An 11,829-nucleotide genomic window follows, 5' to 3' on the forward strand; every position below is an offset into this window, starting at 1 on the left:
GGTAGGCGTCTTGACACCGCGGCCACCGCATCCTGACCGGATCTTCATACGTTGCGGGCACGAGCCAGGTCTTTGTCAAAGTGTTGACCGCGGCCGCGGTGGCGGCGAAGGTCGGACCAGCGGGAGCTTCGACGAGGAGGACACCGGTGCGGGCGAGACTCATGGCGGCGATGGTCGCGACGGCGGTGTTCGGGGCGCCCGCGGTCGCTTCGGCGGCTCCGACAACGATGTCACCGCTTGTCGGGGACCCGGCGGCGTACGTGGACCCGCTGATCGGGACCGGCCGGGGTGGCAGCTCGGTCGGCGAGATCAACAACTTCCCCGGGCCGGCGGCGCCGTTCGGGATGATGCAGTTCTCACCGGACACGCAGGGCGCGTACGCCGGCTACCAGTACCACTCCGACCGGATCCGGGGCTTCAGCCTCGACCACGCCTCGGTTGGCTGCAACGCCTTCGGCGACGTGCCGATCCTGCCGGTCACCGGCGACATCGGCAGCGCGCCCTGGGACCGCACCGAGCGCTTCGCCCACGACGGCGAGCAGGCCGAGCCGGGTTACTACGCTGTGACGCTCGCCGACTCGAACGTCCGGGCCGAGCTGACCGCGACGACCCGCACCGGGCTAGCCACCTTCGCCTACCCGGCGGGCTCGACGCCACAGGTGCTGGTCAAGGGCGGGGCGAGCCTGGCGGGGAACTCGGCGGCCACGCTGCGCATCACCGGGGACCGCGAGGTCAGCGGTTCGGCCACCACCGGCAACTTCTGCGGCAAGGGCAACAAGTACACCGTCCACTACGCCATCACGTTCGACCAGCCCTTCACCGCGCACGGCACCTGGGACGGCTCGTCGGTCAAGCCGGGCTCCGACAATGTCGACTCGCCGCGGGCGGGTGCGTACCTGACGTTCGGTTCGCCGACCGTGCACGCCAAGGTGTCGATGTCCTACGTGGGCGTCGACGGTGCGAAGGCCAACATGGCCGCCGAGGTGCCGGGCTGGGACTTCGGCGCGGTCCGGAAGTCCACTCGCGACAGGTGGACGCAGGCGCTGGGCAAGATCCGCGTCGCGGGCAAGGACACCGCGCAGCTCAAGACGTTCTACACCGCGCTCTACCACTCGCTGATGCACCCGAACACCTTCGACGACGCCGACGGGCGATACATCGGCTTCGACGACCAGGTCCGGACGCTGCCGAAGGGGCGGCACCAGTACGCGAACTTCTCCGACTGGGACACCTACCGCTCGCTCGCGCCGCTGCACGCCATGCTGTTCCCGAAGGAAGCAAGCGACATGGCGCAGTCGCTGACCAACGACGCCGTGCAGGGCGGCTGGTGGCCGCGCTGGCCGATGGCGAACGGCTACACCGGCCAGATGACCGGTGACAGCTCGGTCGCGCTCATCTCGAACCTGTACGCCTTCGGCGCCCGCGACTTCGACGTCAAGACCGCGCTGCAGTACCTGGTCAAGGGAGCCACCTCGGTCGACCACACGCCGGGTGCGTACCAGGAGCGGCGGGGAATCGAAGACTACGTCGCCCGCGGGTACCTGCCGAACAACGACGCCGCCCGCGGCGACCACGCCCGCGTCGGGGCCTCGATCACCCTGGAATGGGCGATCGACGACTTCGCCATCGCGCAGTTCGCGCAGGGCATCGGCGACCGCGACGTCGCCCGCGAGTTCACGAAACGCGGCCAGAACTGGCAGCACATCTTCAACCCGCTGACCGGCTACCTGCAGCCGCGCGGGCAGGACGGCCGGTTCCCGGACGGCCCGGCCTACGTCCCGCCGCCGCCCGGGCAGTTCGGCCAGGACGGCTTCGACGAGGGCAACGCCGCCCAGTACACCTGGCTGGTCCCGCAGGACCCGGCCGGCCTGGTGACGGCGATGGGCGGCCCGGCCGCGGTTTCGCAGCGGCTGGACACCTTCTTCCAGAAGCTGAACGTCGGCCCGAACGAGCCGTACATGTGGGCGGGCAACGAGCCCGACTTCGGCGTTCCGTGGCTGTACAACCACGTCGGGCAGCCGTGGAAGACGCAGCAGGTCGTCCGCGAAATCGCGACGACGCTGTTCAGCGCCACCCCGGACGGCGAGCCGGGCAACGACGACCTCGGCGCGCAGTCGTCGTGGTACGTCTGGGCCGCGCTCGGCATCTACCCGGCCACGCCGGGGACGCCGGACCTGGTGGTGCACAGCCCGCTGTTCGAGCGCGCGGTGCTGTCGCTGCCGAACGGGCGGACGATCGACATCCACGCGCCCGCCGCCCCGGCGACGTACGTCCACGACCTGGCGCTGAACGGCCGGCACTGGGACCGGACGTCCCTGCCCGCGAACACCGCGCGCGACGGCGCCCGGCTCGACTTCTCGCTCGCGTCCACTCCGGACAAGCGGTGGGCGGCCGGCTCGACCCCACCGTCCTACCGCGACGCTGAGCAGCCGTTCCTGGCGTCGGTGGCCAACCAGGTCGTCGTCGAGCCGGGGAGCACCGGCGAGGTCACGGTCGGCGGGCAGCGGCTCGGCGGTCACGACCGCGTGCTGGACGTCGGCACGCGGGCGCCGTCCGGGATCACGGTGACCGGGCCACGGCAGCTCCGGCTCGACGACCGCACCGGCAGCGGCACCGCGAAGCTGACGGTGGCGGTGGCCGCCGGGACGCCCGAGGGCTACTACGCGGTGCCGGTGACCGTCCGCGGTGGCGGTACGACGGTGACGTCCTCGGTGATCGTGCTGGCCGCGCCGAAGAACGGCCTCGCGGCGGCGTACTCGGACGTCGGCATCTCCGACGACGGTGACGCCGGCTCGGCCGACATCGACGGCGCCGGGAACAGTCTGTCCCGGCAGGCGCTGGCCGCGGCCGGGCTCATCGGCGGCCAGCCCGCCTCGGCGGTGGGCACGACGTTCACGTGGCCCGCGGCGCCGGCGGGCCGGCCGGACAACGTCGTCCCGGCCGGGCAGACGATCCGGGTGTCCGGGACGCGGCTGACGTTCGTCGGGACGGCATCGAACGGCGACCACCGCGCCTCGGCGACGGTCACCTTCACCGACGGCACGACGGGCCAGGCGGACCTGTCGTTCGGCGACTGGGTCTTCCCGGGTGGCGGCACGGACCCGGTGTTCGGCAACACGCTCGTCGCGCGCACGGACCACCGCAACCAGCCCGGGGGCCCGGGCGGCGGGGCGTCGGTGTACGCGACCGCGCCGTTCGACGCCCCGGCCGGGAAGCGAATCGCGTCCGTGACCCTCCCGGCGGAGGCGGACCTGCACGTGTTCGCGATCGGCTCGGCCGGGTGAGCGGCCCACGCAGGTCTTGATCGGGCTCGGCGTCCGGCGGGCCCGGTCCTGCCGGGTGGCTGCGGTCTCCGACGAAACGAACCGGGCCGGGAGCGGATCGCTCCCGGCCCGATCGCCGTCAGGTCAAGCTCGAACAAGGTCTCGCATCGGGATCCTTCGCCCCCTGTGGCACCCAGCGCACGTTCGCGAACGAAGCCTGGAACGTGCCGTCGGTGTACACCAGGAACGGCGTGTTGATGTGCTCGAAGTCCAGCCCGTTGTCGAAGCAGGACACCGGGATCTTCACCGTCGTCTTCGGGCCGCCCGCCAGGTCGGTGAACAGCTTCGTCGCGTTCACCTCGCTGAAGCACGGGTAGACGCAGTGCATGCTGATCACCGTCCGGTTGGCCGGTGCCTGCTGGACGATCGTGTCGAACTCCAGGGCCGCGTTGGCGTTCAGGTAGCCCCGCAGGTCGTTCGTGCCCGCCGTGTTCTGCATGTAGAGCTGGGCCGCGCCGGCGCCCGTCCAGGTCGCCTTCAGGCCGTCACCCTGGACGTTGACGTCCGTGGGGACCGTGTTGATCTCGGTGTGCGCCGCCGTGCCGTCCGGGCCGATCACCGTGCCGCCCCAGTTCTCCGCCGAGCCGATCTGGCTGGTGTACGGCGGCACGTCGGTGCGGTCGTAGATCGACAAGTCCTCGGTCGCGGTCCCGCCGCCGCCGGTCGCCCCGCAGGACGCCGGGCCGGACGTCTCGTCCAGCGGACCGACCGTGGCGCGCTGGCCGCTCTTCAGGCCGTAGCCGAGCTTGAACAGCGGGTCGTAGTCCGGTGACCACGGGTTGAGCGGCGACTGGCACGCGCTCTTCGGCCACGAGTACGACAGCGTGCCCTGGTAGCCGGTGCCGTCCTTGCCCTTGACCAGCATGTCCGCGACGCCGCCGCCCTCGGTGCCCGGCAGCCACGCGGCCACGAACGCGTCGGAGCGGTTGATCTCCTTGTTCATGTACAGCGGGCGGCCGCCGACGTACACCGTGACGACCGGGGTGCCCTTGCCGCTGACCTTGTCCAGCACGGCCAGGTCCTCGGGGTAGAGCCGCGCCGCTTCGAGCGACTTGCGGGTCAGGTCGCCGACACCTTCCGCGTACGGCGTCTCGCCGATGACCGCGATGACCGCGTCGAAGCCCTTCGGGTCGACGTTGCCGGTGGCGTCGAAGGTGACGTTGGCGTCGCCCAGGTCCTGCTTGATGCCGGTCAGGATCGACGTGGCGTTGGGGAAGTCGGCGTTGGTGTTGCCGGTGCCCTGCCAGCTGAGCGTCCAGCCGCCGGTCTGGTTCGCGATGTTGTCGGCGCTCTTGCCGACGACCAGGACCTTCGACGACGGCTTCAGCGGCAGCACGTTGCCGTTGTTCTTCAGCAGCGTCTGCGACTCGCGGACGGCGTCACGCGCCAGCCAGTTGTCCTTCAGCGCCTCGTCGGAGTTGGCGTAGGAGCGGTCGGACGGCTTCTGCGACTCGAACAGGCCGTCGCGCAGCTTGACGCGCAGGATGCGGGTGACGGCGTCGTCGATCCGGGACATCGGGATCTGGCCGCTCTGCACCTGGGCGACGGTGTTGGTGATGAACGCCTTCCAGTCGTTCGGCACCATCACGATGTCGATGCCGGCGTTGATCGCCTGCGGGCACGACGAGTTCGTGCAGCCGGTGACCTGGCCGATGCCGTTCCAGTCGGACACGACCAGGCCGTCGAAGCCGATCTTGCCCTTGAGGATCTGGTTCAGCGCCTTGTCGCTGCCGTGCAGCTTGCCCTCGTTGATGCCGAGGTCGGCGTTGGTCCAGCTGTTGAACGACACCATCACGGTCTGCGAGCCGGCGGCGAGCGCGCCGTAGTAGCCCTGGCCGTGGATGTTGATCATGTCCGCTTCGGACGAGGGGTTGACGCCCTGGTCCTGGCCCTTGAGGGTGCCGCCGTCGCCGATGAAGTGCTTGGCGGTGGCGATCACGCCGTTGTAGCCGATGCGCTTGGTCGCGCCGTCCTGGAGGCCGTTGATGGCTTCGAAGCCGTAGGAGCGCGTGATGCGCGGGTCCTCGGAGAAGCCTTCGTAGGTGCGGCCCCAGCGGTCGTCCTGGACGACGGCGAGGGTGGGCGAGAAGGCCCAGTCCTGGCCGGTGGCGCGGATCTGCCGGGCGGTGGCGCCGGCGACGTCGCGGACCAGGCACGGGTCGTGCGCGGCGCCGAGGCCGATGTTGTGCGGGAAGACGGTGGCGCCGTAGACGTTGTTGTTGCCGTGCACGGCGTCGATGCCCCAGATGACCGGGATCTTCGTGCGGCTGGTCTTGGAGGCGTTCCAGAAGGAGTCGGCGAGGTTCAGCCAGTCCTGCTGGGTGGCGTACTTCTTCCCGCCTGGCCACGAGCCGCCGCCGTTGAGGACCGAGCCGATGGCGTACTGGCGGACCTCGTCGGGGGTGATCGCGGCGATCTCGGGCTGCGTCATCTGCCCGACCTTTTCCTCCAGGGTCATGCCCTTGAGGATTTCGGCGATCCGCTGCTCGTCGCCGGCCTTGCCCTTCAGCCTGCTGTCGACCTTCGGCCAGTCCGCGAGGGTCGGCAGGCTCTTCTCGATCCGGGCGCAGCCGTCCTTGTCCTTGGCGGGCTGGCCGATGACGGGCTGCGGCGTTTCCGCTTGCGCGGGGATGGCCTGTGCTGCGGCACCCAGCAAGCTGAGGCTCATCAGCGTGACGAGCGAACTTCGGCGCGCACGTGACCACGCGCGGGATCTTCTGGCCATGGTCTGGTCCATTCTGCGATGAACGGCGGACCGGCCGATCCTCACCGGGTGAAGGGGACGGCGTCAATAGGTTTCGAGCTAGTTATTTCTCGACATAAAATAAGAGTCGTCCGGCGAGCGGGTGACGCGCACTTCTGTCTAGCTCGTCCCGCTGAGCTGGGCAAGGGTGCTTGCGGGCAAGAGTCTTGCCCTTCGGGACGCGGCCTCAGCTCGGCACCGAACCCGGCAGCTCCTCGAAGATCAGCCACGTCCGCGTCGACCGCACGCCCTCCAACGCCTGCAGCCGCTCCAGCACCACGTCACGCAGGGTCTGGTTGTCCGGCGTCCGGACCAGCAGGAGGATGTCGAAGTCGCCGCCGACCAGGGCCACGTGGTCGACGTACGGGATCTCGTGCAGGTCCGTCGCCATCGTGCGCCAGGACGTCTGCTCCACCGTCACCATGATGTACGCCGACGTGCCCAGGCCGGCCCGCCGGGGATCGATCCGGGCGCCGAAGCCCGTGATCACGCCCTCCGCCAGCAAGCGCTCCAGCCGCGCGTACGCGTTCGTCCGTGAGATGTGCAGGCGCTCCGCCAAGGCGCGCACCGCCAGGCGGCCGTCCGCCGACAGCTCCGCCAGCATCGCCCGGTCGAGGTCGTCCAGGGCCGGGACCGTTCGTCCCGGTAGACCCCCGTGCGCCAGGACACCTGTGGACGTTTGGCCCGGCCGAACCGTCGTTGGAGACCGTTTGTCGCTCATTTCCGCCAACCCTTGAACACAACACCGCCGCGAACCACCATTTCAGCATCATATGTCTGGGAGAGGTGGTGCGCGCCATGGCTGCGGAAACCCTGCTGCCGTCCGCTGCCCCGGTGCGGTTCGTCACCGAGGACGGGAGCCGTGCCGGACAGGACGGCGGGTACGGCGAACCCTCGGCCGAACGGCTCAAGGAGGCCTACCGGCTGATGGTCCTGGGCCGCCGGTTCGACGTGCAGGCGACCGCGCTCACCAAGCAGGGCCGCCTCGCCGTCTACCCCTCCAGCGCCGGCCAGGAGGCGTGCCAGGTCGCCGCCGCGCTCGCCCTGGAAGCCCGGGACTGGCTCTTCCCGACCTACCGCGACTCCGTCGCCCTCGTGGCCCGGGGCCTGAAGCCCGGCGAAGTGCTGACGCTCCTTCGCGGCGACGCGCACTGCGGCTACAACCCGGTCGAGACGCGCGTTGCCCCTCAGTGCACTCCGCTCGCGACGCAGACCCTGCACGCCGCCGGGCTGGCGCACGCCATGCAGCGACGCGGCGAAGACGCCGTCGCGCTCGCCCTCATCGGCGACGGCGCCACCAGCGAGGGCGACTTCCACGAAGCGCTGAACTTCGCGGCCGTCTTCAAGGCGCCCGTCGTGTTCTTCGTGCAGAACAACCGCTTCGCCATCTCGGTGCCCTTCGAGAAGCAGAGCGCCGCGGAAGCGCTGGCGTACAAGGGCATCGGCTACGGCATGCGCTCCGAGCAGGTCGACGGCAACGACGCCGTGGCCGTCCTGGCCGTCCTCGACGACGCGGTGAAGCACGCCCGCGAGGGCAAGGGTCCGGTGCTCGTCGAGGCCCACACCTACCGCATCGACGCCCACACCAACGCCGACGACGCCACCCGCTACCGCGACGCCGCCGAAGTCGCGAAGTGGCGCGAAGCCGACCCGCTCAAGCGGCTCGAAACCCACCTGAAGAACGAAAACCTGCTGCAGGACACCGAAATCGAGCGGTTCGCGGCCGACGCCGAGGTGTTCGCCCGGTCCGTTCGCGACACCCTGAACGCCGAGCCCGAGCTCGATCCGCTGTCGCTGTTCGACCACGTCTACGCGCAGCCGACCCGCCAGCTCGAAGCCCAGCGCGCCACCCTCGAAGCCGAACTGGAGGCCTGATGACGACCACCATGGCGCAGGCGCTCAACGCGGCCCTGCGGGACGCCCTCAAGGACGACGACCGCGTCCTCGTGTTCGGCGAGGACGTCGGCACCCTCGGCGGCGTCTTCCGGGTCACCGACGGCATCACCGCCGACTTCGGCGAGGACCGCTGCTTCGACACCCCGCTCGCCGAATCCGGGATCGTCGGGTTCGCCGTCGGGATGGCGATGGGCGGGTTCCGGCCGGTCGTGGAGATGCAGTTCGACGCCTTCGCCTACCCGGCGTTCGAGCAGATCACCTCGCACGTGGCGAAGCTGCGCAACCGCACGCGCGGCGCGTTGTCGCTGCCGATGGTCATCCGCGTGCCCTACGCCGGCGGCATCGGCGGCGTCGAGCACCACTGCGACTCCAGCGAGGCCTACTACACGCACACGCCGGGCCTGCGCGTCGTCACCCCGGGCACCGCGCAGGACGCCTACGACCTGCTGCGTGACGCCATCGAGTCGCCGGACCCGGTGATCTTCCTCGAGCCGAAGTGCCGGTACTGGGCCGGCGAAGAGGTCACCTTCACCCGCTCCGGCCCCGGCATGGACCAGGCCGTCGTCCGGCGGCACGGCAAGGACGTCACCCTCATCGCGTACGGCCCGATGGTCGCCACCGCGCTGGAAACCGCGGACGCGGCGAAGGCCGAAGGCTGGGACGTCGAGGTCGTCGACCTGCGTTCGCTGGCGCCGTTCGACGACGAGACCGTCACGGCTTCGGTGCGCCGCACCGGGCGGGCCGTGGTGGTGCACGAGGCCGCCGGCTTCGGCGGGTACGGCGCGGAGGTCGTCGCGCGCGTCACCGAGCAGTGCTTCCACCAGCTCCACGCGCCCGTCCTGCGGGTCACCGGGCTCGACATCCCGTACCCGGCGCCGAAGCTCGAGCGGCACATGCTGCCCGACGTCGACCGGATCCTCGACACGATCGCGCGCCTGCAGTGGGCCGACACGCCGGTGGTGGCCGGTGCCTGACTTCCTGCTGCCGGACCTCGGCGAAGGCCTGACCGAGGCGGCGATCGTGGACTGGCGGGTCAAGGTCGGCGACACCGTCGACGTCGACCAGGTCGTCGTCGAGGTGGAGACGGCGAAGGCGGCGGTCGAGGTGCCGGTGCCGTTCGCCGGCGTGGTGTCCGCGCTGCACGGCGAGCCGGGGCAGCTGCTGCCGGTCGGTGCGCCGCTGCTGAGCGTCGGCGGGTTCGCCGAGCCCGGTGTCACGACGTCTTCCGGCAGCGGGAACGTCCTCATCGGCTACGGCACCGCGCCGGCGACCCGGCGCAAGCGGGCCCGGCGTCCGGTGAGCGTTGCCGCGCCCACGCGGCCGAAGCAGCCCGGCGTGATCTCGCCGTTCGTCCGGAAACTGGCCGCGGACAACGGGGTCGACCTCGCGAAGCTCACCCCGAGCGGGCCGGACGGCATCATCCGCCGCGCCGACGTCGAAGCGGCGCTGAAGAAGACCGATGGCCGCAGGATCCCGCTGACCGGCGTGCGCAAGGCCGTCGCGGACAAGCTCACGACGTCCCGGCGCGAGATCCCCGAGGCCACCGTCTGGGTGGACGTCGACGCGACCGAGCTCGTCGCCGCGCGGGCCGCGCTGAACGCCAAGTCGGACCGGCCGGTCAGCCTGCTCGGGCTGATCGCGCGGTTCGCCGTGGCGGGGCTGAAGAAGTACCCGGAGCTGAACTCGCGCGTCGAGGGCGACGAGATCGTGCTGCTGGACGAGATCCACCTCGGGTTCGCCGCGCAGACCGACCGCGGCCTGGTGGTGCCGGTCGTGCGGAACGCCGGAGCGCTGTCCACGCGGGACCTGTCGGCGGCGATCGGCGACCGCGCCCGCACCGCGCGGGAGGGCAAGCTCGCGCCCGCGGACCTCACCGGCGGCACCTTCACCGTCAACAACTACGGCGTCTTCGGCGTCGACGGCTCGGCCGCGATCATCAACCACCCCGAGGCGGCCATCCTCGGCATCGGCCGGATCATCGACCGGCCGTGGGTGGTCGACGGGGCACTGGTGGCCCGGAAGATCTGCGAGCTGACGCTGGCGTTCGACCACCGCGTCTGCGACGGCGGCACGGCGGGCGGGTTCCTGCGGTTCGTCGCCGACTGCGTGGAGTCGCCGGTCACCGCCCTCGGGGACCTCTGACGACTCACCGGCCGCGTTGGCCGGTGGTGACGGTGGCGGCACTTAAAGTGGTTGCGTGACGACACCGGCCCAGCACGACCGCGACCTGGCGGAGGGGCGCGTCGCCCGGCTCAAGCAGGACCTGCGGGACGGGCTCGCGACCCCGCCCGGCGACGTCGACGCGATGGACGAGCTCGTCGCGACGGCACACCGGCTGCTCGACGCCGAGGTGGCGTTCGACGAGGCCCGGCGGCGGCTCGCCGACGCCGAGCTCGAGTCCCGGCACGCGGCGACGCAGCGCGCGGTCGTCTGGTTCGCGGTCGCGCCCGTGCTGGCGCCGCTGGTCGCCGCGGCGCTGGTGCTGTTCGAGGTGCTGTCCCCGGTGTGGCTGCTGTTGCTGGTGCCGTTGTTCGGCGCGGGGCTGCGGATCGGCTTCGCCCCGGTCCGCCGGACCGCGGCGGTGATCCGCGAGCGCACGCGGGCGGCGTGGGCGGGCAGCGGCACGGCGGTGGCGCTGGTGCTCGCGCTGATCCCGTGGTCAGGGGAGCTGGTCTGCACGGTCCTGGCGGCGCTGGGCGCCGCGGGCACGATCGCGCTGCTGTGGCGGGAAAGCCGGACGCCGTGAGCCACGGTTACGCGACCTACGGCGACGACCCCGAGTTCACGCAGGAGTACGAAGTCCCCCCGGACGGCGTCGATTCGACGCGCCGCGACCTCGAGGAGCTGTTCGCGGCGGTCGACGGGCTGCGCGCGGCCGACGACCGCTTGGAGCAGGACGTCGCCGACCTGACCGAGCGGCTCGAAACCGGTGGCCCGGCGGCCCAGGAGGACCGGCTCGACCTGCTCGGCAGGCGACTGGACCGGCTGCAGCAGCAGGTACAGGCCCTGGAGCGCGCGGTCCGCGTGTCCGACGGCGTCCCGCAGGTGAACCTCGACGACGTCGGCCCGGAGACGCGCGCGCTCGCGGCGGAGGCGGCGCGGTGGGACGACCTGCACAAGGAGCTGGTCACGAAGGAGCAGCGGGCCAGGTACGCGGACGAGATCGCGCACCTCGACTCGGTGCGATCGGCGCTGTCCCGGTGCGATGCCGACCTGCTCGAGGTGGTGCGCGTCCTGGCCTCGACGGACCGGGGAGCCAGGGCGCGTGGGGACGCGGAGTCGTCGTTGCGGGCGTTGTCGACGCGGCGCCGGACGTTGCTGGACGAGGAGATCCCGGCGGCCGCTGCGGCGGCGGAGCAGGCCCGGCTGGCTTTGCGCGAGGCGGACGCGGTCGAGGCGCGGGTGGTGCCGCAGCTGGAGCGGGCCGAGCGCGCGTGGCACGACCTGCAGGTGCGGCTGCGGACCCGGATCACGGACGCGCTGGGGTCGAACGCGCTGCTGCCGACGTGGTTCGGGCACGCGCTGGGGGTGGCGCCCCCGGCCGGCACGTCGGGTGACACGTGGATCCGGACGGCGGCGTCGGTGCTGGCGTACCGGGTGACGTTCGGGGTGGTCGATCCGGCCCTGCCGCTGGGGCCGCCGGCTCTGGAGGGCGCGGATACGACGGAGCGGCGGTGGACCTGGCGGGCCCGGCTGGAGTCGGATTTGGACGACCTCGCGTTGTAGGCGACCTCGGTCTGGTGGCCCGCCACCCCGAAGTTCGATTGTCACTACGGCCGGTGGTACCGCGTCAAGGCGGGAAAGCGTGCCTTGACCCGGCACCACCGGCCGTGTGGGGGCTTCGGATCGGGGTGGGGGAGGTCTGGG

The 11,829-nt window shown here is 71.3% G+C and carries 8 protein-coding genes; 6 read left to right on the forward strand and 2 right to left on the reverse strand.

Annotated features, from left to right (window positions below):
• The first annotated feature begins 146 nt into the window (after positions 1-146).
• Positions 147-3,284, forward strand: a complete 3,138-nt coding sequence (locus tag ACWEGE_RS36850) for a GH92 family glycosyl hydrolase (RefSeq protein ID WP_449665111.1) — start codon at positions 147-149, stop codon at positions 3,282-3,284.
• Between the two features lie 118 nt (positions 3,285-3,402).
• Here the strand turns inward: ACWEGE_RS36850 and ACWEGE_RS36855 are convergent, their stop codons facing one another.
• Entirely contained in the window at positions 3,403-5,991 is a 2,589-nt protein-coding gene (locus ACWEGE_RS36855) for a glycoside hydrolase family 3 protein (protein WP_449665112.1), read from the reverse strand.
• Positions 5,992-6,253: 262 nt separating this feature from the next.
• Positions 6,254-6,730 carry an Lrp/AsnC family transcriptional regulator gene (locus ACWEGE_RS36860; RefSeq protein ID WP_449665120.1) on the reverse strand — a complete coding sequence of 159 codons (477 nt, stop codon included), beginning with the start codon at positions 6,728-6,730 and terminating at the stop codon, positions 6,254-6,256.
• Between the two features lie 134 nt (positions 6,731-6,864).
• Here ACWEGE_RS36860 and pdhA point away from each other — a divergent pair, with 134 nt between their 5' ends.
• From pdhA to ACWEGE_RS36885, 5 genes are read left to right on the forward strand one after another with little or no spacing between them, the layout of a single operon-like run.
• Entirely contained in the window at positions 6,865-7,941 is a 1,077-nt protein-coding gene (pdhA, locus tag ACWEGE_RS36865; protein WP_449665113.1) for a pyruvate dehydrogenase (acetyl-transferring) E1 component subunit alpha, read from the forward strand.
• Positions 7,941-8,936: an alpha-ketoacid dehydrogenase subunit beta gene (locus tag ACWEGE_RS36870; protein WP_449665114.1), complete on the forward strand. Its 996-nt coding sequence runs from the start codon at positions 7,941-7,943 to the stop codon at positions 8,934-8,936. Before pdhA ends, ACWEGE_RS36870 begins: the two co-directional genes overlap by 1 nt.
• Positions 8,929-10,104 (forward strand): dihydrolipoamide acetyltransferase family protein, encoded by a 1,176-nt coding sequence (locus ACWEGE_RS36875; RefSeq protein ID WP_449665115.1) that lies wholly within the window; start codon positions 8,929-8,931, stop codon positions 10,102-10,104. Before ACWEGE_RS36870 ends, ACWEGE_RS36875 begins: the two co-directional genes overlap by 8 nt.
• Positions 10,105-10,159: 55 nt before the next feature.
• The gene (locus ACWEGE_RS36880) at positions 10,160-10,708 is read left to right on the forward strand and encodes a hypothetical protein (RefSeq protein WP_449665116.1); all 549 of its coding nucleotides are present in this window, start codon (positions 10,160-10,162) and stop codon (positions 10,706-10,708) included.
• Positions 10,684-11,688 carry a hypothetical protein gene (locus ACWEGE_RS36885; protein WP_449665117.1) on the forward strand — a complete coding sequence of 335 codons (1,005 nt, stop codon included), beginning with the start codon at positions 10,684-10,686 and terminating at the stop codon, positions 11,686-11,688. The genes ACWEGE_RS36880 and ACWEGE_RS36885 overlap by 25 nt, the downstream gene beginning before the upstream one ends.
• Positions 11,689-11,829 lie beyond the last annotated feature (141 nt).

It is taken from the genome of Amycolatopsis sp. NPDC004747 (assembly GCF_053601335.1).

Excerpts from the sequence above, each read along its gene's own strand:
- ACWEGE_RS36855 (WP_449665112.1), bottom strand. The coding sequence starts at position 5,991 with ATGAGCCTCAGCTTGCTGGGTGCCGCAGCACAGGCCATCCCCGCGCAA.
- pdhA (WP_449665113.1), top strand. The coding sequence starts at position 6,865 with ATGGCTGCGGAAACCCTGCTGCCGTCCGCTGCCCCGGTGCGGTTCGTC.
- ACWEGE_RS36870 (WP_449665114.1), top strand. The coding sequence starts at position 7,941 with ATGACGACCACCATGGCGCAGGCGCTCAACGCGGCCCTGCGGGACGCC.